This window comes from Kitasatospora sp. NPDC053308 (genome assembly GCF_055585785.1).
In genome coordinates this window covers 188,509-213,803 of record NZ_JBVJJY010000009.1, presented here as the reverse complement: position 1 = coordinate 213,803, position 25,295 = coordinate 188,509, and the positions used below count along the sequence as shown (strand labels likewise).

23 protein-coding genes and 3 pseudogenes are annotated in these 25,295 nt (G+C 73.9%); 12 read left to right on the top strand and 14 right to left on the bottom strand.

The window, feature by feature from the left end; translation table 11 throughout:
- Positions 1-100 precede the first annotated feature (100 nt).
- Both ACZ6Y7_RS21830 and ACZ6Y7_RS21825 read left to right on the top strand, forming a co-directional pair.
- Positions 101-835 carry a tyrosine-protein phosphatase gene (locus ACZ6Y7_RS21830; protein WP_465759559.1) on the top strand — a complete coding sequence of 245 codons (735 nt, stop codon included), beginning with the start codon at positions 101-103 and terminating at the stop codon, positions 833-835.
- 166 nt (positions 836-1,001) lie between these two features.
- Complete coding sequence (locus ACZ6Y7_RS21825; RefSeq protein ID WP_465759558.1) at positions 1,002-1,562, top strand: DinB family protein; 561 nt, start codon at positions 1,002-1,004, stop codon at positions 1,560-1,562.
- Positions 1,563-1,663: 101 nt separating this feature from the next.
- Here the strand turns inward: ACZ6Y7_RS21825 and ACZ6Y7_RS21820 are convergent, their stop codons facing one another.
- Complete coding sequence (locus ACZ6Y7_RS21820; protein WP_465759557.1) at positions 1,664-2,599, bottom strand: pentapeptide repeat-containing protein; 936 nt, start codon at positions 2,597-2,599, stop codon at positions 1,664-1,666.
- 126 nt (positions 2,600-2,725) lie between these two features.
- On the opposite strand from ACZ6Y7_RS21820, the gene ACZ6Y7_RS21815 reads away from it, so the two are divergent.
- Positions 2,726-3,427 carry a GNAT family N-acetyltransferase gene (locus ACZ6Y7_RS21815; protein WP_465759556.1) on the top strand — a complete coding sequence of 234 codons (702 nt, stop codon included), beginning with the start codon at positions 2,726-2,728 and terminating at the stop codon, positions 3,425-3,427.
- Here the strand turns inward: ACZ6Y7_RS21815 and ACZ6Y7_RS21810 are convergent.
- Positions 3,424-4,209: an SGNH/GDSL hydrolase family protein gene (locus ACZ6Y7_RS21810; RefSeq protein WP_465759555.1), complete on the bottom strand. Its 786-nt coding sequence runs from the start codon at positions 4,207-4,209 to the stop codon at positions 3,424-3,426. The genes ACZ6Y7_RS21815 and ACZ6Y7_RS21810 overlap by 4 nt on opposite strands.
- A gap of 331 nt (positions 4,210-4,540) precedes the next feature.
- Positions 4,541-4,927 (bottom strand): annotated as a pseudogene (locus ACZ6Y7_RS21805) (winged helix-turn-helix transcriptional regulator); the annotation flags it as partial.
- Positions 4,928-5,024: 97 nt separating this feature from the next.
- Here ACZ6Y7_RS21805 and ACZ6Y7_RS21800 point away from each other — a divergent pair.
- Together ACZ6Y7_RS21800 and ACZ6Y7_RS21795 are read left to right on the top strand one after the other, a co-directional pair.
- Positions 5,025-6,239: a pyridoxal phosphate-dependent aminotransferase gene (locus tag ACZ6Y7_RS21800; RefSeq protein WP_465759554.1), complete on the top strand. Its 1,215-nt coding sequence runs from the start codon at positions 5,025-5,027 to the stop codon at positions 6,237-6,239.
- Between the two features lie 46 nt (positions 6,240-6,285).
- On the top strand, positions 6,286-6,618 hold the full coding sequence (locus ACZ6Y7_RS21795) for a YnfA family protein (RefSeq protein ID WP_465759553.1): 333 nt from the start codon (positions 6,286-6,288) through the stop codon (positions 6,616-6,618).
- Positions 6,619-6,680: 62 nt separating this feature from the next.
- Here ACZ6Y7_RS21795 and ACZ6Y7_RS21790 read toward each other — a convergent pair whose 3' ends face one another.
- The 3 genes from ACZ6Y7_RS21790 to ACZ6Y7_RS21780 form a co-directional block, all read right to left on the bottom strand.
- Entirely contained in the window at positions 6,681-8,348 is a 1,668-nt protein-coding gene (locus ACZ6Y7_RS21790; protein WP_465759552.1) for a purple acid phosphatase family protein, read from the bottom strand.
- A gap of 210 nt (positions 8,349-8,558) precedes the next feature.
- Complete coding sequence (locus tag ACZ6Y7_RS21785) at positions 8,559-8,810, bottom strand: hypothetical protein (RefSeq protein WP_465759551.1); 252 nt, start codon at positions 8,808-8,810, stop codon at positions 8,559-8,561.
- 162 nt (positions 8,811-8,972) lie between these two features.
- Positions 8,973-9,401, bottom strand: a complete 429-nt coding sequence (locus tag ACZ6Y7_RS21780) for a (2Fe-2S) ferredoxin domain-containing protein (protein ID WP_465759550.1) — start codon at positions 9,399-9,401, stop codon at positions 8,973-8,975.
- A 165-nt stretch (positions 9,402-9,566) separates the two neighbouring features.
- Between ACZ6Y7_RS21780 and lepB the strand changes: the two genes are divergently transcribed.
- A complete protein-coding gene (lepB, locus tag ACZ6Y7_RS21775; protein ID WP_465759549.1) occupies positions 9,567-10,190 on the top strand; it encodes a signal peptidase I in 624 nt (207 codons plus the stop codon).
- 107 nt (positions 10,191-10,297) lie between these two features.
- Here the strand turns inward: lepB and ACZ6Y7_RS21770 are convergent, their stop codons facing one another.
- Positions 10,298-11,953, bottom strand: coding sequence for an FAD-binding dehydrogenase (locus ACZ6Y7_RS21770; RefSeq protein WP_465759548.1), 1,656 nt, complete (start codon positions 11,951-11,953; stop codon positions 10,298-10,300).
- A 336-nt stretch (positions 11,954-12,289) separates the two neighbouring features.
- On the opposite strand from ACZ6Y7_RS21770, the gene ACZ6Y7_RS21765 reads away from it, so the two are divergent.
- On the top strand, positions 12,290-13,228 hold the full coding sequence (locus ACZ6Y7_RS21765; protein WP_465759547.1) for an SGNH/GDSL hydrolase family protein: 939 nt from the start codon (positions 12,290-12,292) through the stop codon (positions 13,226-13,228).
- Between the two features lie 265 nt (positions 13,229-13,493).
- On the opposite strand, the gene nicT is transcribed toward ACZ6Y7_RS21765, so the two are convergent.
- Positions 13,494-14,606: a Nickel transporter NicT gene (nicT, locus tag ACZ6Y7_RS21760; protein WP_465759546.1), complete on the bottom strand. Its 1,113-nt coding sequence runs from the start codon at positions 14,604-14,606 to the stop codon at positions 13,494-13,496.
- A gap of 245 nt (positions 14,607-14,851) precedes the next feature.
- Between nicT and ACZ6Y7_RS21755 the strand changes: the two genes are divergently transcribed.
- The 3 genes from ACZ6Y7_RS21755 to ACZ6Y7_RS21745 all read left to right on the top strand — a co-directional run bounded on the left by ACZ6Y7_RS21755 (position 14,852) and on the right by ACZ6Y7_RS21745 (position 18,798).
- Complete coding sequence (locus ACZ6Y7_RS21755) at positions 14,852-15,808, top strand: hydrolase (RefSeq protein ID WP_465759545.1); 957 nt, start codon at positions 14,852-14,854, stop codon at positions 15,806-15,808.
- 191 nt (positions 15,809-15,999) lie between these two features.
- Positions 16,000-17,853, top strand: coding sequence for a CocE/NonD family hydrolase (locus tag ACZ6Y7_RS21750; RefSeq protein WP_465759544.1), 1,854 nt, complete (start codon positions 16,000-16,002; stop codon positions 17,851-17,853).
- Positions 17,854-18,042: 189 nt separating this feature from the next.
- Positions 18,043-18,798 carry an alpha/beta hydrolase family protein gene (locus tag ACZ6Y7_RS21745; RefSeq protein WP_465759543.1) on the top strand — a complete coding sequence of 252 codons (756 nt, stop codon included), beginning with the start codon at positions 18,043-18,045 and terminating at the stop codon, positions 18,796-18,798.
- Between the two features lie 73 nt (positions 18,799-18,871).
- Here the strand turns inward: ACZ6Y7_RS21745 and ACZ6Y7_RS21740 are convergent, their stop codons facing one another.
- A complete protein-coding gene (locus ACZ6Y7_RS21740) occupies positions 18,872-19,180 on the bottom strand; it encodes a cupin domain-containing protein (RefSeq protein ID WP_465759542.1) in 309 nt (102 codons plus the stop codon).
- 60 nt (positions 19,181-19,240) lie between these two features.
- Between ACZ6Y7_RS21740 and ACZ6Y7_RS21735 the strand changes: the two genes are divergently transcribed.
- Entirely contained in the window at positions 19,241-20,065 is an 825-nt protein-coding gene (locus tag ACZ6Y7_RS21735; protein WP_465759541.1) for a hypothetical protein, read from the top strand.
- Here the strand turns inward: ACZ6Y7_RS21735 and ACZ6Y7_RS21730 are convergent.
- Positions 20,032-21,042, bottom strand: coding sequence for an aminoglycoside phosphotransferase family protein (locus ACZ6Y7_RS21730; protein ID WP_465759540.1), 1,011 nt, complete (start codon positions 21,040-21,042; stop codon positions 20,032-20,034). The genes ACZ6Y7_RS21735 and ACZ6Y7_RS21730 overlap by 34 nt on opposite strands.
- A gap of 266 nt (positions 21,043-21,308) precedes the next feature.
- The gene (locus ACZ6Y7_RS21725; RefSeq protein ID WP_465759539.1) at positions 21,309-22,163 is read right to left on the bottom strand and encodes a helix-turn-helix transcriptional regulator; all 855 of its coding nucleotides are present in this window, start codon (positions 22,161-22,163) and stop codon (positions 21,309-21,311) included.
- Positions 22,164-22,265: 102 nt separating this feature from the next.
- Between ACZ6Y7_RS21725 and ACZ6Y7_RS21720 the strand changes: the two genes are divergently transcribed.
- Positions 22,266-23,000 carry an SDR family NAD(P)-dependent oxidoreductase gene (locus tag ACZ6Y7_RS21720; protein WP_465759538.1) on the top strand — a complete coding sequence of 245 codons (735 nt, stop codon included), beginning with the start codon at positions 22,266-22,268 and terminating at the stop codon, positions 22,998-23,000.
- Here the strand turns inward: ACZ6Y7_RS21720 and ACZ6Y7_RS21715 are convergent.
- The 3 genes and pseudogenes from ACZ6Y7_RS21715 to ACZ6Y7_RS21705 form a co-directional block, all read right to left on the bottom strand.
- The gene (locus ACZ6Y7_RS21715; protein WP_465759537.1) at positions 22,988-23,653 is read right to left on the bottom strand and encodes an HAD family hydrolase; all 666 of its coding nucleotides are present in this window, start codon (positions 23,651-23,653) and stop codon (positions 22,988-22,990) included. The two genes, ACZ6Y7_RS21720 and ACZ6Y7_RS21715, sit on opposite strands and share 13 nt — an antisense overlap.
- 122 nt (positions 23,654-23,775) lie before the next feature.
- Positions 23,776-24,504 (bottom strand): annotated as a pseudogene (locus ACZ6Y7_RS21710) (Ig domain-containing protein); the annotation flags it as partial.
- A 201-nt stretch (positions 24,505-24,705) separates the two neighbouring features.
- A pseudogene (locus tag ACZ6Y7_RS21705) lies at positions 24,706-25,143 on the bottom strand (trypsin-like peptidase domain-containing protein); the annotation flags it as partial.
- Between the last annotated feature and the right edge of the window lie 152 nt (positions 25,144-25,295).

Below are 25,295 nucleotides of genomic sequence, written 5' to 3'. Positions count from 1 at the left end.
CGCCGAGGCCGCCCGCGACGCCACCCGCGCCTTCGACCTCCTCTCCCGGGGCTGCCGCCGGCCCCTCACCGGCCGACGCCCCTGGCCTAGAGTGCCGGGCATGACCACACGTCACCTCGCCTTCGACGCCCTGCACAACTTCCGCGACCTCGGCGGCTATCCGGCCGCCGGCGGGCGGACCGTACGGTGGGGCCTGCTCTACCGCTCCGACTCGCTCGGCAAGCTCTCCTCGCCCGCCGACCTCGACCGGCTCCGGGGCCTCGGCGTCCGGACCGTGATCGACCTCCGCTACCCGTGGGAGATCGGCGCCAAGGGCCGGGTCCCGGAGTTCGACGGACTGGAGTACCACAACCTGTCGATCGAGCACCGCCCGTACGACCAGGCCGAGATCGACCCGGAGCTCGACCCCTGGCGCTACCTCGCCGACCGCTTCGCCGAGGTCGCCGAGGACGGGGTGAAGGAGATCCGCCAGGTCCTGGACGTGATCGCCGCCGCCGACGCCCCCGTGGTCTTCCACTGCGCCTCCGGCAAGGACCGCACCGGTCTCATCGCCGCCCTGCTGCTCACCCTGCTCGGCGTCGCCGAGGACGACATCGCCGCCGACTTCGCCCTCACCGAGCTCGCCACCCCGCAGCTCGTCGCCGACTGGCACGCCGCCCACCCCGGTCGCACCCTGCGCTGGCCAGGCTACGGGCGCGCCCCGGAGGCGGTCATCCGGCTCACCCTGGCCGACCTGGCCGCCCGCCACGGCTCGGTCGAGGGCTACCTCACCGGCACCGTCGGCATCGACCGCGGCCAGGTCGATGCCCTGCGCGCCCGGCTGCTGACCGGCTGACGCCGCGCGGACTCGCCCGCCGCGCCCCCGCCGCCGGAAGGCCCCTCGCCGGAACCCCCTCTCCGGAACCCCCCTCGCCGGCAATCGCTTCGCCGCCCGTCCCGCTGACGCGGCGCCGGCGATAACCCGCTGGCGGAAACGGGGAGCGAGGCGCGACGATGCGGTCATGACCGATCGACCCACGCGATGGACCGAGGCGACCGTCCACCCCGACATGTGGGCCGATCCGGACGACGACCCGCGCAACAGCGACGGGCCGAGTCCGGACGGCGAACTCGGCGCCCTGAACGACTGCCTGACGAACTACCGGTTGACGCTGCGGATGAAGTGCGAGGGCCTCGACCCCGAGCAACTGGCCCGCCGCTCGGTGCCGCCGTCGACGATGTCGCTGCTCGGGCTGGTCCGCCACCTGGCCGAGGTGGAGCGGGGTTGGCGCAGCTGGGTCACGGACGGCGAGCGGCCGCCGAAGCTGTACGGCCCGGGCGACGCGGACTTCGACGGGGCGGTGGCCGAGCCGGCGGTGGTCGAGGCCGCCTTCCGGGACCTGGAGCGCGAGCAGGCCGCGACCGACGCCCTGCTCGCCGGGTTCCCGGACCTGGGCGAGCGGCCCGGGAAGCACGGGGTCGCGGTCCGCGAGCTGCTGGTGCACCGGATCGACGAGTACGCCCGCCACTGCGGGCACGCCGACCTGCTGCGCGAGTGCATCGACGGCCGGGTCGGCCAGTAGGACGCGGAGGACCCCCACGGACCCGGAGGACCCCCACGGACCCGGAGGACCCGGGGAGCCCGGAGGACGCGGAGGCGCCCACGGACCCGGAGGTCACGTCGTCAGCGGCGACGCCCTCGGGCCGGCCGGCCACCGCCCTTGCCGGACCCGGAGGGCCGGCGCCCGGACGCCGGGGCCGCCACCGGCACCGGCACCGCCGTGGTGGCCCAGTGGGCGGGACGGGTGAGCCCGGCCGGGAGGCGGGTGGCGGCGTCGCCGCGGGCGGCGTGCAGCTGGGTCTGGGTGAGGAAGAGGGCGGTGCTGAGGTCGGCGCCGGCCAGGTTGGCGTCGCGCAGGTCGGCGCCGATCAGGTCGGCGAGCCGGAGGTCGGCGCCGGAGAGGTCGGCGGCCACCAGCAGCGCCCCGCGCAGGTTGGCGCCCCGCAGGTCTGCGCCGCGCAGGCGGGCACCGAAGAGGTCGCCGCCGCGGTGGTCCCGGCGGCGCGGCACCTCGGCGCGGACGAGTTCACCGGCGCGCAGCAGGAGTTCGCTGACCCGCCGGCGGTGCGCGGGCACGTCGACGGCGAGGATCTCCTCGGGGGTGCCGCCGGCCAGCCGGTCGGTGTCCGCCAGGGCCTGCCGCAGCTCGTCGTGGACGGGGCGGGCGGCCTCGAAGGTGAGCGCCTCGGTGAGGTAGCGGAGGAGTTCGTGGAGCTGCCGAACGATCGGGAAGACCTCGAACATCGGCCCGGCACTGTCCGGCTCCTCGCGCCAGCTGCGGCCGCCGAAGGTCACCTGGGAGACACGCTGCCCGGCGCCGAAGCAGTCGTAGACGGTGCAGCCCTGGAAGCCGCTGTCGCGGAGCCGGGCGTGGATGCCGCAGCTGAAGTCGGTCCGCAGGTTGCGGCAGGGGCTGCCGGCGGCCTTGTTCACGGCGAAGTCGGTGCCGGCGGAGAACGGCAGGGCGACGCAGCAGAGTCCGAAGCAGCTGCCGCAGTCGGACACCAGCGGGGTCGGCGCGGCCGCCGTGGGGGCCTGCGGCGACTCGGTCTCGCGCACGTTCCGGGGTCCTTCCAGCCGGGCGCCGGGGCGGCGCCGTGAACCCGGAAATCCTACTGGGCAGACCATCCCCACCGGCGGTAATATGCGTAGAGCTGGAGAGACCATTACACACGGGGGTGCGCCATGCAGGAGCCGGACGTCAGGGACCTGGTCCGGATGTGGATATCGGGCTGGGTCGTCTCGCGCGGCTCCGCCGAGCCGATGGAGCGGCCCTGGGGCTGGAGCATCGACGTCGGCGCGCCCTCCGGCGAGGTGGGCCGGCACGTGCTGCCCGAACCGACCGAGGCCGAGGTCCGCGAGGTCGCCGGGAACGCCACCGCGCCCGACACCTGGCTGAAGCTGTTCGCCGAGGACGCCACCGTGCTCCCCTGGCTGGGCCCGCAGTGGCGGCTGGACCTGCCCGGCTTCCTGATGAGCACCCCGCTCGCCCCCGCGCGGCCCGAGCCGCCGGCGGGCTTCACCGTGACCACCTGGGAGCGGGGCGGCGTCCTGCGGACCCTGGTGCGCACCGACGCCGGGCACCTCGCCGCCCGCGGCCAGGCGGGTCTGGCCGGCCCGGTGGCCGTACCGGACCAGATCACCACCTCGCCGGAGTTCCGCCGCCGCGGACTGGGCGCCCTGGTGATGCGGACGCTGCAGTCCGCCGCGCACGAGCGGGGCGCGCGCACCGGCGTGCTGGTCGGCACGCCGGACGGCCAGGCGCTCTACACCGCGCTCGGCTGGACCACCCGCTCCCCGATGGCGAGCCTGGTCCTGGACCCGACGCGGGAGGGCCGGAGGACCGCAGGACTGGAGGACCGGAGCGCCGGAGCACCTGAGGTCTAGGAGTACGGCAGCAGCTCGGCGCGCTTCGGCGGGCGGCCGTCGCCGGAGGAGCGCCCGGTCAGGCGGCGACCGATCCACGGGCCGAGGTGGGTGCGCAGCCAGCGGGCGTCGGCCCGCAGCCGCGCGGCGAGGCCGGGCGGGGCGGCGACGGGCAGCGGGGCGCGCCAGTCGAAGGAGGCGGGGCGGCCGAGCGCCTCCAGCACGCCCTCGGCGACCCGCCGGTGGCCCTCGGGCGACAGGTGCAGGCGGTCCTCGGCCCAGAGCCGGCGGTCGTCGAAGCAGGGCGCGGAGAAGAGGTCGACCACGACGATGCCGTCCTGTCGGCCCAGCTCCTGCACGAAGGCCTTCATCCGCAGGATGGCGGGCAGCAGCCGGGCGCTGCCCGCGAGTCGGCGGGTGGGGTCGGTGCTGGTGAACAGGACGACGGTGGCGCCGGTGGCGCGCAGCTCGGCGACGCAGCGGCCGAGCAGCCGCTCGACCCGGTCGATGTCGCAGCCGGGGCGCAGCACGTCGTTGAAGCCGCCGGCCAGGGTGACGAGCCCGGCGCCCATGGCGACGGCGGGGGCGAGCTGCTCGTCGTGGATCTGGCCGATGAGCTTGCCGCGGACGGCGAGGTTGGCGTACCGGAAGTCCCCGTCCGCGCGCTCGGCCGCCAGCGCCGAGGCGACCCGGTCGGCCCAGCCCCGGTAGTGGCCGTCGGGCTGCAGGTCGTCGCACATGCCCTCGGTGAAGGAGTCACCGAGGGCGACGTAGTCGGCGTAACTGCGGTACGGGGTGGGCACGGGGTGGCCTCCGCTCTCCTGGGACGGCTTCGCGGTCCGATGATCGTACGTGTGCGGCTGTGCGCCCCCGCGGCCAGGCCCCTGGCCTCGGCGCTCATCGCACGTCCACCGTTCGTTTATCGCTCCGCCCCACCCTGGGGTCACGGGACGGCGGCCGGCGACGGGGGCCTTGCCGCCGCCCCGCCCCCGGCCACCTCCACGCCACAGCCACCGCCACAGCCACAGCCACAGCCACAGCCACAGCCACACCCTCACCGCCATGCCCCATCGGCACGGCCACGGCACGGCCACGGCACGCCCCGGTCGCCCGCCGTCAGCCCGAGGCGACGACCGCCGCCGCCTCGGCCGCCGCCCGCTGCGGCGTGAACCAGTGCTCGCGCACGGCGTCGGTGGGCCGCTGCTCGCCGAGGGCGGCCAGGCCCCACTCCCCCAGCGCCTCGATGACCGGCCGCAATTCGCGCCCGCGCCCGGTCAGTTCGTAGACCGTCGCGTTGGCCGGCCGTTCCAGCCGCCGCCGCGCGACCAGTTCCTCGGCCTCCAGCTGCTTGAGCCGGGCGGCCAGGATGTCGGTGGAGACGCCGGGCAGGTCGGCGTGCAGGTCGGTGTAGCGGCGCGGACCGCCGAGGAGTTCACGGACGATCAGGAGGCTCCAGCGTTCCCCCACCGCGTCCAGGGCGCGGGCGACGGCGCAGTACTGGTCGTAGCTTCGGCGTGACATGTGGATCAGCATAGCCAAGAGGTTGGACTTTCCAAGTGCCAACTTGGTAGAACAAAGCAGAAGCAACGGAGCGGTGGTGACGGTCGGGAGGCCGCAGATGGAGTTTCGGCAGTCCAGCAAGCTGAAGGACGTGTGCTACGAGATCCGGGGCCCGGTGGTCGACCAGGCCAACGCCCTGGAGGAGGCCGGACACACCGTCCTGCGGCTGAACACCGGCAACCCGGCCCCGTTCGGCTTCGAGGCGCCCGAGGAGATCATCCAGGACATCATCCGCAACCTGCCCAAGGCGCACGGCTACAGCGACTCGCGCGGCATCCTGCCGGCCCGCCGCGCGGTCGTGCAGTACTACCAGCAGCGCGGGGTCCAGGGCGTCGACGTGAACGACGTCTACCTCGGCAACGGCGTCTCCGAGCTGATCCAGATGGCCGTCACCGCGCTGGTCGACGACGGCGACGAGGTGCTCGTCCCGATGCCCGACTACCCGCTCTGGACGGCCGTGGTCCGGCTGGCCGGCGGCAAGGCCGTGCACTACCTGTGCGACGAAGGCGCCGAATGGTACCCGGACCTGGACGACATCGCCGCCAAGATCACCGCCCGCACCAAGGCGATCGTCGTCATCAACCCCAACAACCCGACCGGCGCGGTCTACCCGAAGGAACTGCTGGAGGGCATCCTCGACCTGGCCCGCCGCCACCAGCTGATGGTCCTGGCCGACGAGATCTACGACAAGATCCTCTACGACGACACCGAGCACCACTGCCTGGCCGCCCTCGCCGACGACGTGCTCACCCTCACCTTCAACGGCCTCTCCAAGGCCTACCGGGTGGCCGGCTTCCGCAGCGGCTGGCTGGTCGTCTCCGGTCCCAAGCAGCACGCCTCCGACTACCTGGAGGGCCTCACCATGCTCTCCGGCATGCGGCTGTGCCCCAACGTGCCCGCCCAGTACGCCGTCCAGGCCGCGCTCGGCGGCCACCAGTCCATCAACGACCTGGTGCTGCCCGGCGGCCGGCTCACCGAGCAGCGCGACATCGCCGTCCGGGCGCTCAACGAGATCCCCGGCGTCAGCTGCGTCAAGCCCAAGGGCGCCCTGTACGCCTTCGCGAAGCTGGACCCGGCGGTGCACCGGATCGTCGACGACGAGCGCTTCGTGCTGGACCTGCTGCTGCGCGAGAAGATCCACGTCGTCCAGGGCACCGGCTTCAACTGGCCCCGCCCGGACCACTTCCGCTTCGTCACCCTGCCCCGCGCCGACGACCTGGAGACCGCCATCAACCGGATCGGCCGCTTCCTGGCGACGTACCGGCAGAGCTGAGCAGCACGGCGCGCCCTACGCGCGCCACGCGCCCTACGCTCGGGGCATGACCGTCCTGCGTTCCGTCGCCCTGTTCGCCCTCGCCGCGCTCGCCGAGATCGGCGGCTGCTGGCTGGTGTGGCAGAGCGTGCGCGAGCAACGGCCTTGGTGGCTGGCCGGGTTGGGGGTGGTGGCGCTCGGCGCGTACGGCTTCGTCGCCGCGCTGCAGCCGGACGGCCAGTTCGGCCGGGTGCTGGCCGCGTACGGCGGGGTGTTCGTGGCCGGCTCGCTGCTCTGGGGCGTGCTGGTGGACGGCTTCCGGCCGACCCGCTACGACGTGGTGGGCGCGCTGATCTGCCTGGCCGGGGTCGCCGTCCTCATGTACGGTCCCCGCCGCTGAAACGGCGGGCCCCGGCGCCGAGGTCCTCCCTCGACGCCGGGGCCGGTGACGACCGCCCGGGACTACCAGCCCCAGCCGCCGCCCTCGCCGTCGTCGTCGCGGCCGGAGTCCCAGCCCTCGCCGACCTTCCGCAGGATCGAGTAGTTGTCGATCTGCGTGCCGTCCTCGGCCAGCGCGGTGACCTTCATGACCGACTTCTGGCCCAGGTGGGCCGGGGTGACGTCGACCCTGATGAAGGAGTAGCCGGTGTAGCGGACCCGCGACCACTGGATGGTCTCGGGGGTCTTCACCCGGCCCTTGCTCCAGTAGTAGGTCGTGACCTCGTCCTGGTGGTTCTCGTGCCCCTCGTAGGTGTCCGGCACGTCGAACTTGTACAGGCTGCGACCGGCCGCGCCCGCGGTCACGTAGACCACGCCGTCCTTCTCGGGCTCGATGGTGGCGCCGCTCGGCACCTGCTTCGAGACCTTGTTGCCCAGGATGGCGTCGGTGCGCTCGTAGATGTGGTTGTGCCCGTTGATGACCAGGTCCACCCGGTACTTCTCGAACAGCGGCACCCAGGCCTCGCGGACACCGCCCTCCGAGGCGTGCGCCACCGTGGTGGAGAAGGCGCAGTGGTGGAAGAAGACCACGATGAAGTCGACGGTCTCGTCGCTGCGCAGGTCCTTGAGGGTGCGCTCCAGCCACTTGGTCTGCTTGCCCGCCGAGAGGCCCAGGTTCGCCGGGATCTCGTAGGAGACGTCGTTGGCGTCCAGGGAGATGACGCCGACGTTCTTGTAGCGGAAGGTGTAGACGCCGGGGACGTTGCGCGGGTCCGGGCCGTTGTTCGGCAGGAAGAAGCGGCTGTTCTCGCCGCCGTAGCCGTTGGGCGAGTACCAGGCCTCGATGTCGTGGTTGCCGTAGGCGACCATCCACGGGATCTCGGCGGCGACCGTCTCGGTCTGGACCAGGAAGTCGTCCCAGGTCTTCGCGTTGAAGACGGACTTGTCCGGGTCGGTGCCGGAGCCGGCCGGGTCGGCGTAGCAGATGTCACCGGCGTGCAGGTGGAAGGCCGGCTTCTGCGCCTTGATGATGTGGTCGTTGCCCGCCGCGTGCGCGCTGACGCCCTGGTCGCCGAAGGCGGTGAAGGTGAACGGCTCGTACACCTTGCCCCAGCGGTGGTCGCGGGAGGGCGCGGTGCGGAAGGTGTGCAGGGTGGAGATCTGCTGCTGCGAGGCCGGGTCGAAGCCCTCGTGGCCGACACCGTAGTAGTAGGTGGTGTCGGGGTGCAGGTCCTCCAGCGCCACGTGCAGGTAGTACTGGTCCACCGGCCGGCCGGTCGGGGTCAGCGCCGGGGTGTGCAGGGCGCGGACCTCGGCCTGGACCTTGTGGCTCAGCTCCCACGGGGTCCGGCCGTAGCGCAGGAACGGCTTCTTGACCGGCGCCGGGACCTGCCAGGAGATGCGGAACTGGGTGTCCGGCTCAGGGCCGAACTGGAGGTGGCGGCCGACCGGCGCGACCAGCGCGCCGTCGATGCCGTCCGTCGTACCGCCCGTCAGCAGCTGCGGGCCGGCCGGAGCGGCGAAGGCGGTACCGCTGCCCAGGGCACCGCCGACGGCGACGGCGCCGACGGTCACGGCACCGGCGCGCAGCATCCGGCGGCGGGAGAAGCGGGCCCGCAGGTACTCGTGCTGCTCGGCCATGCTCATGCGGTCGGCAAGCTTGGCCGGCACGCCCATGTTGGGGATATCCATGCGCGGGACTCTGTCAGCGGCGCGTGGAGCGCACGCGGACGTCGGGTGAACGGGTCGCAGCGTGTCCCCCATTCGAACACCAATGTTCGACCATGGTTCGGTAAAGGACGTGCTCGCGTCGACCCGACGCCGGATCATGGCTCCCGCCCGTCCCGCGACCTGAGCGGGCGTCGGCCGGACCGTCCTCCGGCGAGGACCCGCGCCGAAGGGTCAGGAGGGTTCGTCCCACTGCGTCGCGGCCCGGTTCCCGGTGCCGTCGCAGGTGCGGCAGATCTCGTCCCGGTAGGCCTGCTTGGCGCCGGCCGCGTCCACCCGGTAGCGCACGTACACCCCGGTGCCGTCGCAGAGGAAGCAGTTGCCGCCCCCGCCGCCCACCTCGGTGGTGCCGGTGCCCTGGCAGGTCCGGCAGCTGAGGCCGGCGGTCCGGCCGGTTCCCGCGCAGATGCGGCAGACCGTCGTCATCGTCTTCCTCCCTCGCGCGGCTCGGCTCGATGCCACCGGTCATGGTAGTGGTGCGGGGCGCCCCGCCACCCCGGGGCGCAGGATCCGACGGCCGGTCAGCAGCGAGCCGGACGACGGCGCCTGCTCCGGCACGGAAAGGTCGCCCGACCCGACGGACGGGGCCTACTCCGGCAGCGCCTCGCGGACCCGGCGGGAGACCGAGATCAGCTGCAGGTCCAGCATCCCGGGCGGCTCGGCAACACCGGGACCGCCCGCGCGGACCCAGGCGGCGATGTCGTCGATCATCTCGTCCATCAGCACGAAGCCGAGCCAGACCGGCCGACCGCCCGCGGCCCGGCCCTCGCTGGAGGGGCCGACCACCACCACGTTGGACTGGGAGCAGACGTCCAGGCAGGTCACCGCGCGGACCCGGCCCGCCGCGCCGACCGCCGTCCGCAGCCGCTCGTACTGCCCCGCGTGGTCCACCCCGGGGTGCTTCGCCTCGGTGCCGCAGCAGCAGCCGCGGCAGACCGTGACGGTCACCGGGGAGCCGGCACCCCGCTTCCGGCCGTGCTCCCGGGCGCCGTCGCGGTCGCGCTCTCGGCGGCTCATCGGTCCTGGTCCCCCCTCGTGGTCGGCGGCGCGCCCGCACCGGCACGCGCGCTCCGCCCCGCACTGTACCCGCCGGTCAGAGGGCGTCCGACAGGCCCCGGGGATGCGCACGGGTCGCGGCAGGGGAGGACGGCGGACGCCGAAGCGGAAGGGTCGGGGCCGGGGGTGCCGGCGGCCGTCGGGGTCGTCGGGATCGCCGGGCTGCTGTGCGCGGCGCTCGGGCTCGCCGTCGTCCTGTCGGGCGGCTACTCCGTCCACCGGATGGCCGGGGACACCATGCGCCCCGGTCTGCGGCCGGGCGACCTGATGCTGTCCGACCGGGTCGCGGCCCGGGACGTCCGACGCGGTGAGGTCTACCTCGTCGACTCCCCCTGGATGCTCGACCACCCGGTCGTCTCCCGGGTGGTGGCCCTCGGCGGGGACCGGGCCGTCTGCGCCGATGGCCGGCTCACCCTCAACGGGGAGCCGCCGGACGAGCCGGCCGCCCGCCTGGCGGACAGCTGCTACGCGGACTTCGACGTCACCGTCCCGCCCGGGCGGGCCTTCCTGATGGGCGACCAGCGGGCGCACGCCATCGACTCCCGGCTGACCGCGCAGAGCGGGCAGCAGGGCACCGTCGAGCTGGCCAAGCTGACCGGCGGCCGGGTGGTCTGGCACAGCGGCCCGGGGACGCCCGCCCTGCCGGGGAAGCTGGTCGGTGCCGTCGTGCTGCTCTCCCTCGGCGTACCGCTCGGCCTCGGCGGGCTGGTCGGAGCCGTCGTCGGCGCCGCCCGCCGCCGCACCGCGTAGCAGCCCCGCCCCGCGGGACCCGGCCCGCTGCTCCACCGCCCGCGCCGCCGGCCGACAGTCGGCACCGTCACCCGACCGTCGGCACCGTCACCCGACCGCCCGCGCCGCTAACCGACCGCCCGCGCCGCCGCCCGGCCCGCCGTGCGGCCGGAGAAGAGGCAGCCGCCCAGGAAGGTCCCCTCCAGGGAGCGGTAGCCGTGCACGCCCCCGCCGCCGAAGCCCGCCGCCTCGCCCGCCGCGTACAGCCCCGGCAGCACCTCGCCGTCGGGCCGCAGCACGCGCGAGGACAGGTCCGTCTCCAGCCCGCCCAGCGACTTGCGGGTCAGGACGGAGAGCCGGACGGCGATCAGCGGGGCGGCGGCCGGGTCGAGGAGGCGGTGCGGGGCGGCGGTGCGGACCAGCCGGTCGCCGAGGTAGCGGCGGGCGCCGTGGATGGCGGTCACCTGGAGGTCCTTGGCGAAGGGGTTGGCCAGCTGCCGGTCGCGCTCCTCGACGGTGCGGCGCAGTTCGTCCGGGTCGATCAGCGGCTCGCGGGTCTTGGCGTTCATGCCCCGGGCGAGGTCGGCGAGGTCGGCCGCGACGACGAAGTCCCGCCCGTGCCGCAGGTGGCCGCGGACCGGCCCGGGGGCGCCGGGCAGGGCGCGGCCGAGCACGCCCCGCACGGACTTCCCGGTGAGGTCGGGGTTCTGCTCGGAGCCGGAGAGGGTGAACTCCTTCTCGATGATCCGCTGGTTGAGCACGAACCAGGTGTACGCGTACCCGGTGGACATGATGTGCTCCAGCGTCCCCAGGGTGTCGAAGCCGGGGAACAGCGGGACGGGCAGCCGTCGGCCGCGGGCGTCCAGCCAGAGCGAGGACGGGCCGGGCAGGATGCGGATGCCGTGCCGGGCCCAGATCGGGTCCCAGTTCTCGATGCCCTCGGTGTAGTGCCACATCCGGTCGCCGTTGATCAGACTGGCGCCGGCCGCGCCGGCGATGTCCAGCATCAGGCCGTCCACGTGCGCGGGCACGCCGGAGAGCAGCGTGGCGGGCGGGGTGCCGAGCCGGGCGGGCCAGGCCTTGCGGACCAGGTCGTGGTTGCCGCCGATGCCGCCGGAGGCGACCACCACCGCCTGGGCGCGCAGCTCGAAGTGCCCGGCGACCACGCGGGAGCTGGCCTCGCCCCGGGTGGCCGGGCTCGGCTCCAGCACCTCGCCGGTGACGGTGTCGACGGCGCCGGCGGTGGCGGACAGTCCGGTGACGCGGTGGCGGAAGCGCAGGTCGACCAGCCCGCGGGCGGCGGCCTCGCGGACCCGGCGGACGAAGGGGGCCAGCAGGCCGGGGCCGGTGCCCCAGGTGATGTGGAAGCGGGGCACCGAGTTGCCGGGCCCGTCGGCGAGCAGTCCGCCGCGCTCGGCCCAGCCGACCACCGGGAAGAAGCGCACGCCCATGCCGTGCAGCCAGGAGCGCTTCTCGCCCGCCGCGAAGTCCACGTACGCCTCGGCCCAGCGGCGCGGCCAGGCGTCCTCTGGACGGTCGAAGCCGGCGGTGCCGAGCCAGTCCTGCCAGGCGAGGGCGTGCGAGTCGCGGATCCGCATCCGGCGCTGCTCGGGCGAGTCGACCAGGAAGAGGCCGCCGAAGGACCAGTGCGCCTGTCCGCCGAAGGACGCCGCCGGTTCCTGGTCGAGCAGGATCACCTTCCGTCCGGCGTCGGCGAGTTCGGCGGTGGCGGCGAGGCCGGCGAGTCCCGCTCCGATGACGATGACGTCGGCGTCCAGGGGCATGCGCAGTCCTCCGTCGCGGCTCGCGGTGGCGGCGGTTCCGCGGGCCGCCGTCGCTGTGCGCCCGATACTGCGGCCTGCGGTGACGCAAGGTCAACCGCCCGGGGACCGCCGGGTGACAAGCGAGTGCGTGAATTCCGCTCCACGGCGTTTCGGAAATACCTCCGATACACGGTGGAGCGAAATTCGAAATATCACCGGACTCCATCTGACGGAATTTCGGCAATTTCCGCGCAAACCATGGACGCCCCCGAAACCTGGCGGTAACTTACCTGCGAGTAGCTGTGGCCCGGCTCGGCACGACCCCCCACCCGTCGTTTCTCTCCCCCAGGAGGAACCGTGCTCCGCCCTGCCCGGAATTCCCGGCACCTCCGCCGTTCCACGGCGCTCGCCGCCGTCGCGGTCGGTGCCGCCCTGGCGCTCACCTCCACCAGCGCGCAGGCCGCCGCGCCCGCCCCCAAGCACTACGTCGCGCTCGGCGACTCCTACGCCGCGGGCGCCGGAGTGCCCGGCCAGTCGGCCGGCCTCTGCCTGCGCTCCGACCACAACTACGGCCACCTCGTCGCCGCCGCGCTCAAGGCGGGCGCGTACACCGACGTCACCTGCTCGGCGGCCAAGGTCAAGCACCTGACGCAGTCCCAGTACGACGCGTTCATCAAGGTCAACGACCCCCAGCTGGACGGCCTGACCGGCGACGCCGACCTGGTCACCCTCGGGATCGGCGGCAACGACCTCGCGGCGAGCGACCTCGGCCTCGGCGAACTCGTCGCCACCTGCGTCGCCGGCGCCGTGGTCAACCCGCTCGGCACGCCCTGCAAGGACGTCTACCACCACGGCTACTGGGACTGGCGCACGTGGTCCTGGCAGTACGGCAACGACGACCTGGCCGAGCGGATCGACACCACCATCGCCCCGCAGATCGCCGACACGCTCCGGCAGATCCACGCCAAGGCCCCGCGCGCCAAGGTGCTGCTGGTCGGCTACCCGTCCGTGCTGCCCGCCGACGGCTCGCGGTGCGTCCTGCGCCAGCCGGTGACGCCGGGCGACGTCGAGTACATGTACGGCGTGCTCACCGAGTTGAACGGCGCCCTGAAGGCCACCGCGGCGGCGAACGGCGCGACGTACGTCGACACCGCGACGCCGACCGTCGGGCACGACGTCTGCTCGGACGACCGCTGGATCGAGGGCGCGCTGCCCGGCTCGCCCGCCGTCCCGTTCCACCCGAACGCGACCGGCGAGAAGGTCATGGCGGACGCGGTGCTGGCCGCGCTGCGGTAGGCCCGGTCCGGCGGATCTCGCCCCGCCGGGCGGACCCCCGGCGGGAGCCGGGAGGGGCCGCCCCGGAAAGCCCCGGGGGCCGGTGACCAGACCCCGGTCACCGGTCCCCCGGTTCGTCCTCGCCCGACAGGCCCCGCCCGGCGGATCGGAACAGACCCTGCCCGGCGGATCGGAACAGGCCCCGCCCGGCGGATCCCGCCGGACAGGGCCTGGGGGGCGGATCCCGCCGGGCGCGCGACGCCGGACCGGATCCGCCGGAGGGGACCTACTCCGACTCGACGGCGGGGGCCGAAGCCGCGGCCAGCCCGGCCGACCACTTCTCCTCGACGTTGCCGAACTTCCAGTACGCGATCGCCGCCGCCCAGGTCGCCACGAACAGCCCGACGATGGCGTAGCCGACGAAGTTGAGGTCCAGCCCGCCGATCCAGGCGATCGGCCCGCTGCTGATGTCCAGCTTCTCGCCGAGCAGGCCGATCAGCTCGATCGAGCCGATGACCAGGGCGACCAGCACCGACAGGCCGGTGACGGTCAGGTTGTAGTAGATCTTGCGGACCGGCTTGGAGAACGCCCACTCGTAGGCGAAGTTCATGAACGAGCCGTCGATGGTGTCCAGCAGGCTCATCCCGGCCGCGAACAGGATCGGGAGCGTGAGCAGCGCGTACCAGGGCAGCGAGAAGGCCGCCGCGCCGCCCGCCAGCACCAGCAGGGACACCTCGGTGGCGGTGTCGAAGCCCAGGCCGAACAGCAGGCCCACCGGGTACATGTGCCAGGGCTTGGTGACCGCCCTGGTCACCCGGCCTAGGATGCGGTTCATCAGCCCGCGCCGCTCCAGCTGGCGCTCCAGCTCGGCCTCGTCGTACTCGCCCTCGCGCATCCGGCGGAACACCTTGAGGATGCCGTTGAAGGCGCCCAGGTTGATCAGGCCGAGCAGCAGCAGGAAGGTGCCGGAGACGGTCACGCCGATCAGGCCGGTCATCTCGTGCAGCGTCGAGTCGTCGGACTCCACCTGGCCGGCCAGCGAGCGGATGCCGAGGGCCAGCAGCGCGCAGAGGCCGAAGACGATCGAGGAGTGCCCGAGCGAGAACCAGAAGCCGACCGACAGCGGCCGCTTGCCCTGGCCCATCAGCTTGCGGGTGGTGTTGTCGATGGCGGCGATGTGGTCGGCGTCGAAGGCGTGCCGCATGCCGAGGGTGTAGGCGGTCAGGCCCATGCCCGCGCCGAACACCTGGCCGCCGACGTCGTAGTGCTCGGGCGCGACCAGTGCCAGCAGGGTGAACCAGCCGATGACGTGCAGGGCCAGGATGAATCCGCCCATTCCGGCCAGGCGGATCCACTCCTCACGGGTGAGCCGGTCGCGCCAGCGGGGGGCGGCGGTCATCGGGTTGTCCTTTCGGCGGTACGGGCGGTACGGGCGAAGCTGGGCCATCTTTCCGCTTCGGGGCGAGCAGTTGCAAGTCATGCGCAATTACGGAACCGTCTCCCCCCACCCCGGGATCGCCACGATCCGTACAGGACCCCGTCACCTCCCGGGCCTATCCCCCGCCGCTCTACGCGCGGATACTCCCGTTCTACGCGCGAAAACTCGGGCGCCGAAAACCTCGACTCCCCACGGAGGAACGGCACATGACGATCCGCATCCGCACCGTCGCGGCCCTCTCCGGCGCGGCCCTGCTCGCGGCGGGCCTCACCACCCTCGCCCCCGCCGCCACCGCCGCCCCGGCCAGGACCGCCGCCCCCACCGGCGTCACCGCCACCCCGCACCGGGTGCTGTTCGACAACAGCAAGGCCGAGACCGCCGGCAACGCCGACTGGATCATCAGCACCAGCCAGCCCGACCCGCTCGCCCAGAACGCCAACCCCACCACCGAGAAGAGCTGGACGGGCGCGCTGTCCGCCTGGGGCGTCGCCCTGCAGAAGACCGGCCAGTACAGCCTCAAGACCCTCCCGTCCGGCTCCACCATCACCTACGGCACCGGCGGCGCGCTCGACCTCGCCAACTTCGACACCTTCGTCGTCCCGGAGCCCAACATCCGGTTCAGCGCCGCCGAGAAGACCGCGATCATGAAGTTCGTCCAGAACGGCGGCGGACTCTTCCTGGTCTCCGACCACGTCAACAGCGACCGCAACAACGACGGCTGGGACTCGCCGAAGATCATCAACGACCTGCTGACCAGCAACGGGGTGAACAACAACGACCCGTTCGGCTTCTCGGTCGACCTGCTCAACATCACCACCGACAACCCGCGCGCGGTCAACGACGCCACCGACCCGGTCCTGCACGGCCCCTTCGGCACCGTCACCGGCTCCATCCTGCGCAACGGCACCACCTTCACCCTCAAGCCCGCCGACAACCCCTCGGTCAAGGGCCTCGTCTACCGGACCGGCTCCAGCGGCACCACCGGCGCCTTCTTCGTCACCAGCACCTTCGGCTCCGGCCGGGTCGCCGTCTGGGGCGACAGCTCCCCGATCGACGACGGCACCGGCCAGTCCGGCAACACCCTGTACGACGGCTGGGACGACCCGGCCGGCACCGACGCCGCCCTCGCCCTCAACGCCACCGCCTGGCTGAGCAAGGCCTGAGGCCGCCGCGGCTCCCCGGGTCCCACGGGCTCCCCGGGGAGCCGGGTCCCTCACCAGGAAAACGGCCGGTTCCTCCCCTAGGGTCGGAATGCCGACGCCCCGCGGCGCGCACGCACCGAGCGACACCCGCACGACCCGCGCGCCGCGGGCCCGCCGGCACCCACCCGGCCCGGGACCCGATGGGAGCGGCCATGCCGTCGTACCCCTTCCGCACCACCCGCGAGGACGTCCGCATCCCGCTGCCCGACGGCACGCAGCTGGCCGCCCGCCTGTGGCGGCCGGTCACCGACGAGCCCGTCCCCGCGCTGCTGGAGTACTCCGGCGACCGCCTCACCGACCGGACCGCCGCCGAGGACGCCCGCCGCCACCCCTGGTACGCCGGCCACGGCTACGCCACCCTGCGGGTCGACACCCGCGGGCACGGCAACTCCGGCGGCACCCCCGGCGAGCCCGGCGGCGACCAGGAACTCACCGACGGCGCCGTCGTCGTCGACTGGCTGGCCCGCGGCCCCTGGTCCGCCGGGCGGGTCGGCCTGCTCGGCGTCGGCGCCGCCGGCACCACCGCGCTGCGCCTGGCCGCCCGGGTGCCGGGGACCGTCGGCGCCGTGGTCACCGCCTGCCCCGAGGGAGGCCACCGGCTCGGCGGGGCCCTCCTCGCCGCGGACCTGCACACCCGGCTCACCGCCCTGGTCGCCGACGCCGCGCTGCCGCCCGACCCGCGGCACGTCGGCGAGGTCTGGCGCACCCGCTGGCTGGAGCGCCTGGAGTCCCTGGAACCCCCCGTGGACAGCTGGCTCGCGGCCGGCGACACCACCGTCCCGGTCCCCGTCCCCACCTTCGCGGTCGCCGGCTGGGGCGACCCCTCCTGCTCCTTCGTGCTGCGCCTGCTCGCCGAGTCCCCCACCGCCCGCGCCCTGGTCGGCCCCTGGCCGCACGGCCTGCCCGAGGACGCCCTGCCCGAGACCCTGCGCTGGTGGGACCACTGGCTGCGCGGCGTCGACACCGGCGCCGCCAAGGAACCCGCCCTGCGCAGCTGGATCAGCACCCGCTGGACCAGCGACGACGTCTGGCCCTCCCCCGACGTCCGCGAGATCCACTACGGCCTGGACGGACCGCTGCGCACCGCCGGCACCGCCTCCGACGACCGCTACGTGCGGGTCCGCTCCCCGCAGCACACCGGCCTCAACGCCGGTGCGTACGTCCCGCACGGCCGCCCCGCCGACCAGCCGCCCGACCAGCGCGAGGAGGACGGCCGCTCGGTCTGCTTCGACTCCCAGCCGCTGCCCGAGCCGCTGGAACTGCTCGGCGCCCCGGCCGTACGGCTGCGGCTGCGCGCGGGCGGCCCCCCGCCGCTGATCGCCGTCCGGCTCTGCGCCGTCGGCCCGGACGGCACCTCGGAGCTGGTCACCCGGGGCGTGCTGACGGCCGCCCCCGACGAGCCGGACACCGACGTGGAACTGGCCGCCTGCGCCCGGACCGTCCCCGCCGGGCACCGGCTGCGGCTCGCCTTCTCCTCCGTCTACTGGCCCTGGGTGTGGCCCCCCGCGGATCCCAGCGGCTACGCCCTCGACCCGTCCCGCTCCACGCTGAGCCTGCCCGTGCGCCACCTCGCCGCCGACATCGGCTCCGCACCGGTCGCCTTCGAGGCCCCCGCGCTGCCCGAACCGCTCGACGTCCGCCTCACCGAGCCGCTCACCGCCCGGCCCGAGCACCTCACCGTCCACGACATCGGCCGCCGCGAGTGGCGCACCGAACTCTCCCCCGCCACCGACGGCACCCGCACCCACCCCGACGGCCTGGTCCGCGACGAGCACACCGTCACCGCCTACCGCGTCCTCACCGACGCCCCGCTCAGCGCCCAGGCCCGCACCGACCACACCGTCCGCCTGGAGCGCCCCGACATCGGCTGGGACGTCACCGTCCAGACCCGTACCCAACTGCGCTGCGACGCCGGGCACTTCCTCAGCACCGTGCAACTGCGGGCGCTGGAGGCGGGATCGGTGGTCTTCGCCCGCGAGTGGCAGCACCGGGTGCCGAGGGCCTGAAGGAAAAGGACTTGCGGGACCGGGCGACCGGGCGGCAGGATCCTCTCCGACCGAGACACCGTCAGAGGAGGTGAGACCCGTGAAGGCTGTATCGACGTGGGTGCTCCCCCTTTCCGTCACGGTCGGCGACTGACGCAGGCGTCGCCGGGAGCGCCTTCCCCAGCAAGGCCCTCCCGAAAGGCAACCGCCATGCACACCTTCCAGTTCACTGCCGATTCCGTGTCGAACGGCATCCGCGAGCGCGACTTCACCGTGGACGGCGTCCCCGGCGTGCTCTGGTCCCCGGCCACCGGCGCCGACCGCGCGCCGCTCGTCCTGATGGGACACGGCGGCGGCAACCACAAGAAGCACCCCGCGATGTCGGGCCGGGCCCGACTGCTCGTGCACGGCCACGGCCACCACGTCGCCGTCCTCGACGCGCCCGGGCACGGCGACCGGCCGCGCACCGCGCACGACGAGGCGGAGATCGCCGACCTGTTCCGGGCCCGGGCGGCCGGCGAGCCCGAAGGCCCCATCGTCGTCCGCTACAACGACCACCTGGCGAAGCAGGCCGTGCCCGAGTACCACGCGCTGCTGGACGCCCTCCAGCGGCTCCCGGAGATCGGCGCCGACGGCCCGGTCGGCTACTGGGGCATCAACATGGGCACCGCGATCGGCATCCCCTTCGTCGCCGGCGAGCCCCGGATCACCGCCGCGGTCTTCGGCCAGCACTGGCCCGACACCCTGGCCGAGCACGCGAGGCGGATCACCGTCCCGGTCGAGTTCGGCCTGCAGTGGGACGACGAGCACATCTCCCGCGAGGACGGCCTCGCGCTGTTCGACGCCTTCGCCTCCACGGAGAAGTCCCTGCACGTCAACGCGGGCAAGCACAAGGAGTTCCCCCGCTTCGAGGCCGACAGCGCCGCCCGCTTCCTCGCCCGCCACCTCGGCCGGCCGAACGGCTGACCCGTGGTCCCGGCGGTGCTCCGCCCTCCCGTGCGGGCGGGGCACCACCCGGGGCGGTCCTCCGTCGCGGGGATCACGCCTCCTCCGGCACCTCCACGATCAGCAGCGTCCCCCGGCTGCCCGCCCGCACCGCGTGCCGGGCGCCGGCCGGGACGACGCACAGCTCACCGGCCCGTACGGTCGACTCCACGCCGTCCACGAGGAGTTCGAGCCGCCCCTCGGCGACGAACAGCGCCTCGGCCGTCCCGTGCACCTCCGGCTCCAGCTCCCGGCCGTCCATCCGCAGGACCTTCACCGCCGTCGCCCCGACCCGCCCCAGCACCTGGGAGCGCCATGCCTCGGGCAGCCGCGCCGCCCGGTCGTTCACATCGATCACGCTCATGGCCACGGACGCTATCCGCCGCAGGCCGTCGATTGGTTGACCGTTCGGTAAAACCTCACGATGATCGCCCCGGTGAAGGCACGCGCGCTCTACCACGACCTGCTGGACCACGACGGGCCGGCCGCCGACGACATCGACCGCTGGCTCGGCCGGGCGGCCGCCCCGGCCTACGTCGAACGGCTCCGGACCGCCGCGACGCACCACCACTGGTGGGGAGACGACGACGGCCAGGAGCTGCTGTGGGAGCTGTACGCCCTCGGCCGGGTCGCCGACGTCCTGCTGCTCGGCCCGCGACCGGACGACTACCTACGGGTCTTCACCGGCCTCGGGATGACGCCGGTCGACGGCCTCGGACCCTTCGACCCCTTCCTGCACGAGATCGTCGACGTCGAACAGGCCGCCGACCCGCAGGCGCCGATCGCGGTCCTGGAGGTCCACCGCCCCGGACTGATGCTCGGCGAACTGCTGTTCAACCGCGCCCGGGTACGGATCCGGGCCGGCGCCGCGCACGCCGAGCGCGGCGTCGCCGACCGCTTCCCCCTCTACTGGACGTTCCGCCGCGCCGACCGGCCGGCGCACGACCTCTCGCACGGCTGGGGCGGCAACTCCCAGTGGCGCACCGGCTTCCGCCTCGACTACCGCACCCCCACCGGCGACCACCTCAACGTCGCCGAGGACGGCTCGGTCGACGGCCGCCCCGACCTCGGCCCCTACCGGCAGCTGACCCCCGAGGAGCACCTGCTCACCCCGGCCGAGCGCCGCGAACTGCTCCGCAACCGCTGCCTGCTGCGCACCCCGCGGGCCGCCGCCGAACTCGCCGCCTCACCCGGCTGGCAGGACGAACTCCTCCCCTACGCCTGGCGCTTGCCGGCCGGCGAGTCGTGACCGTCCAGGGCGTCGTCACCGGTCGGGGAGTCGTGACCAGTCGGTGCGTCGTGATAGGCCGCTGAGGCGCGATCGACCGCCGAGGCGCGATCGGCCAGCACCTCGCCGATCACGTGCCGGGCGATGCCCGCCATCCGCGGGTTGCTCTCCCGGTAGTAGGCCAGCTCCAGCAGGGCGACGGACAGCGCCCAGCCGCGCCCGCGGGCCCAGGTCGCGTCATCGGCGGCCACGGCCTGCCGGAAGGCGGGGCGGACGGCCGCCGGCAGCACGTACCAGGCGGCGATCAGGTCCACCGCCGGATCGCCGAGGCCCGCGCAGCCGAAGTCGATGACGGCGCTCAGTCGACCGCTCCCGCCCACCAGCAGATTGCCCGGCTGCAGGTCGGCGTGGATCCAGACCGGTGGGCCGGGGTGCCCAGGGGCGTGAACGGCCTCGGCCCAGGCGGAGGTTGCCTCCTCGGCGTCGATGACGTCCGCGAGTTCCACGATCGCCCTCCGGGCCGCACCGTCCCGGTCCGGCAACGACTCGCTGCGGTAGGAGGCGGGAGCGCCGTCCGGGTCGATCCGGCGCAGGGCGGACACGAAATCGGCCAAATCAGCTGCCAGCAGCGCGGGTTCGGCCACCTGCCCGACCACCGGATTCACCCCGTCGAGCCAGCGGAGGACGGACCAGGGCCACGGGCAGCCGTCCACCGGCCCTGCCTGGGCCAGCGGCACGGGCACCGCGACCGGCAGCTCCGGGGCGAGGCGCCGCAGCCAGACGCCCTCCCTCTCGATGTCCTCCACGGCCCCGGGGATCCGCGGGATACGCACCACCAGCTCCGCGCCCAGCCGGTACATCGCGTTGCTGGTCCCGACCGTCCCGATCGACTCGACCGGCAGGCCCGCCCAGTGCGGGAACCGCGCGGCGACCATCCGGCGCACCAGCGCTTCGTCGAGGGGCAGTTCGTCGGGGTGCATCGTGCGGGAGGAGGCCATGTCTCCGACCCTGCCGACCGCAGCCGGGCGCGGCAACCAGATTTTGGGGCCGTCCGCACCCGGCAGAGCCGCCGGGAAGCGCCGGGGGACCACCGGGGCACGCCCTTGCGCTCGCGGTCCAGGAACCGCGGACCGGGCTCCCCGCGAGGTCTCCCGATCGCCTCCACCGCCATCCGGCCGTCCCCTGCGCGGCGGACGGCGTAGCGCATCAGGTGATCCGGCATCAGCCCGTCCGGCTCAGCCCCACACCGCTCAGCCCGCACGGCTCAGCCCCGCACGGCCAGGTCCTGGCTGCCCACCACCTTCAGCAACCGCAGCGCCGAGTGCGAGGGCGTGCCGGGCTCGGCGGTGTAGAAGATCGTCCACTGGTCCCGGTGCGGGTCGTGCAGCGCTTCGCAGTCCAGGTCGAGCGGGCCGACCACCGGGTGGAGGATCCGCTTGCGGCTCGATCGGCGGACCTCCACGTCCTGCGCCTGCCAGAGCTCCCGGAACTCGGCGCTGCGCGCCGACAACCGCTCGACCAGGGCGTGCAGGGCGCCGTCGGCCGGGTAGCGGGCCGCCGCGGACCGCAGGTCGGCGACCGCCCGGCGGGCGAACTCGGCCCGGCCGGCGGGGTCGTGGAGGGCACGGGTGTCCGGGTCGGTGAAGAAGCGCCAGATCAGGTTGCGCTCGCCGGGCGGCAGCGCGGAGAAGTCGCCGAGCAGCGCGGCCGCCATCGCGTTCCAGGCGAGGAGGTCGCGGGCGGCGCTGCAGACCATGGCCGGGGTGTCGTCCAGCCGGTCGAGCAGGTGCAGGATGCCCGGCCGCACCTCGCGGACCAGGTCGGACGGCGGCAGCGGCGGCTCGCCCACCAGGTGGTGCAGGTGCGCGCGTTCGTCGTCGGACAGCCGAAGCGCCCGGCCGATCGCCCCGATCATCTGCCGGGACGGCCGCGGCCCCCGGCCCTGTTCGAGGCGGATGTAGTACTCCACCGACATCCCCGCGAGCTGCGCGACCTCCTGGCGGCGCAGGCCCGGAGTACGGCGCCGCCCACCGGCCGGCAGGCCGACGTCGCCCGGCTGGACCCGGGCGCGCCAGCGCCGCAGGAAGGCGGCCAGCTCCGCCCGGTCCACGTGTTCCACGCCCCCAGTCTCGCCCGTCCGGCCGCCGCGGACCATGGGACCGCCGGTACCACCCTCGACAGTGCTCTCCCACCGTCGTGCCCGCCGCGCCAGGGTGGGGCCATGACCACCTCCCGCATCGTCCTCATCACCGGCGCCAACAAGGGCATCGGCCTCGCCACCGCCCGGGAACTCGCCCGCGCCGGGCACACCGTGCTGATCGGCGCCCGCGACCCGCAGCGCGGCGCCGCGGCCGCCGACGGGCTCACCGCCGAGGGCCTGGACGCCCGCTGCGTCCACCTGGACGTCACCGACCCGGCGACCGCCGCCGCCGCGGCCGCGCTGATCACCGCCGAGTACGGCCGGCTGGACACCCTCGTCAACAACGCGGGCGTCGCCCGGGACTGGCGGCGCGACCCGGAGGAACTCCCCGTCGACGCCGTGCGCGAGACGTACGAGACCAACGTGTTCGGCGCCGTCACCGTCATCAACGCCATGCTGCCGCTGCTGCGCCGGTCCCCGGCCGGACTGATCGGCAACGTCTCCAGCGCCCTCGGCAGCTTCGACTTCCTCGCCGACCCGGACAACCCGGTCTGGGAGCACGCGACCCTGCTCGCCTACAACTCCTCCAAGGCCGCGCTGAACGCCGTCACCCTGGTCTACGCCCGGGCGCTGCGCGAGTCCGGCATCAAGGTCAGCTCCCTGGAGCCCGGCTACTGCGCGACCGACCTCAACGGCCACAGCGGCACCGCCACCGCCGAGGAGGGCGGCCGCCGGATCGCCCGGCAGCTCGGCGCGGCCGAGGCCGGGCCGAGCGGCCGGTTCCTCGCCGGCGAGGGCGACGCCTACCCCTGGTAGCCCGCCCCGGCGGCGATCAGCCCGGGCAGCTCGCGCATGTCCCGGAAGACCACCGTGCCCGGCCCGGCCAGCCGCTCGGCCGCCGTGACGCCGCCCGCGTACCCGAGGGCGCGCATCCCGGCGGCGCGGGCGGCCGCGACACCGGGCGCGGAGTCCTCGACCACGACGCACGCCGCCGGGTCGACACCCATGCTCCGCGCGGCGTGCAGGAACAGGTCGGGCGCGGGCTTGCCGTGCTCCACCTCGGTGGCGCTGAAGATCCGCCCGGCGAAGCGCTCGTACAGCCCGGTCCGACCGAGGGTGTGCCGCATCTTCTCGTGCGTCCCGCTGGAGGCCACGCACACCGGCAGGTCGATCGCGTCCAGTGCCTCCGGCAGGCCGTCCACCGGCGTCAGCCCGGCGTCCACGGCCTCCGCGTGCAGCTCGTGGAACCGCTTGCCCCACACCGCCGCCGTCTCCGCCCCCAACCGCTCCGCGACCAGCGCGTTGTTGACCGCCTCCGACCGCCCGACGAACCGCTCGATCGCCTCCCCCTCGGTCAACGGCCAGCCGTACTCCGCCCCCAGCCGCACCAACACCCCCACGGCGATCACCTCGCTGTCCACCAGGACCCCGTCGCAGTCGAATACCACCAGCTCGATCGGCTTGATCATCCGGCCAGCATAGGCGCGGCCCCGGTCAGGGACTCGACGGCGGGAAGGTCGCCGCTGTCCCGGGGAAAGGCGTGCGAAGGGCCCGGCGGGTCAAGCCGCCGGGCCCTGGGGGCGGTCCGGCCTCAGCCGGTCTGGACGGCGGTGTCGTCGATCACGAAGCTCGTCTGCAGCGAGGAGTCCTCGACCGCGGTGAACTTCACGGTGACCGTCTGGCCCGCGTAGGCCGACAGGTCGAAGCTGCGCTGCTGGTAGCCGCTCGCGGCGTCCACGTTGGAGTAGGTCTTCAGCGTGGTGCCGTTCACCGACACGGTCAGCTTGTCGTACGCCGTGGTGCCGGTCTCCGCGGTGTCGACGTGCAGCCAGAAGCTCAGCGTCGCCTTGCAGCCCGCCGGGATGCTCACCGTCTGCGACAGCGTGTCGGTGTGGCTGGAGCCGTAGCCGTCCATCCACGCCTTCCACGAACCGCCGTGCGCGGCCTGGCTCGCGCTGTTGTCCACCACGCCCGAGGAGGTGGTCCACGGCGCGGCGGATCCGGTCTCGAAGCCCGCGTTGCCCAGCAGCTGCGCCGGGGTGCAGGTGCCGCCACCACCGCTGGTCACGGTCCAGGTGAAGCTGGTCGTGCCGGACTTGCCGGCCGAGTCCTTCACCGTCACGGTCACCGGGTAGCCGCCGGCGGTGGTCGGGGTGCCGGTGATGAGGCCGGTGGAGGCGTTGATCGCCAGGCCCGGGGGCAGGCCGGTGGCCGAGTAGGACAGCGGGGCGGTGCCGCCCGAGGCGTTGATCTGCAGGCTCACCGCGCCCTGGACCGCCGTGGACTGGTCGCCGGGGCTCGTCACCGAGACGCCGCTGCCGGCCGGCTTGGTGAGCAGGCAGCCGGCCACGTTGAGGTCGATGGCCCGGACGGAGTTCAGGCAGGTGGTGAACCAGTAGGTCTCCTCGCCGTAGCTCTGCCCCTTGACGGCCTTGGTGGTGCCGTCGGCGGCGACCTCACACGGGTTGTCGAGGGTGCACATCGCGCCGTCGTCGTTGCCGGTGTTGTTGATGCCGATGATCCGCCCGCTGGCCGAGTCGATGATCGGCGAGCCGGAGGTGCCGTGGGTGGTGTTGCAGCCGGTGTTGTAGCGCAGCGAGTCGTGCCAGGTCCACTGGTCCTCGCGGAGGGTGGGCACGAACCCGTTGACGGAGCAGTTCCAGACCTGCTTCCAGTACCCGGACGGGATGTACATCGCGGCGCCGTCGGCGGGGTGCGCGTCGCTGAGGGTCAGCGCGGTGGCGCCGTACTTGGAGGTGATCGAGCCGTAGGTGTCGGTGAGTTCGTAGAGCGCGACGTCGGTGCCGGTCATCGTCGCGTAGAGCACCTTGTCGGCCTGGACGGTTCCGAGGCTGTTGCCCGCGCCGTCGAGCAGGGTGCCGCTGCGGCTGGCGCTGACGTTCTGGATGACCTGCCCGGCCGAGGGCATGGTCGGCAGGCAGTGCCCGTTGGTGAGCATCATCGCCCGGTCGCCGGCCGCCGAGGTGGGGTAACGGACCAGGGAGGCGGAGCAGTTGCTCAGGGCGATGGTGCTCGTGAGGTCGGCCGCCTGAACGGCGTGTGCCGGGGCGGCGGCGAACGCCAGCCCGCCCGCGACCACGGCACTCGTAC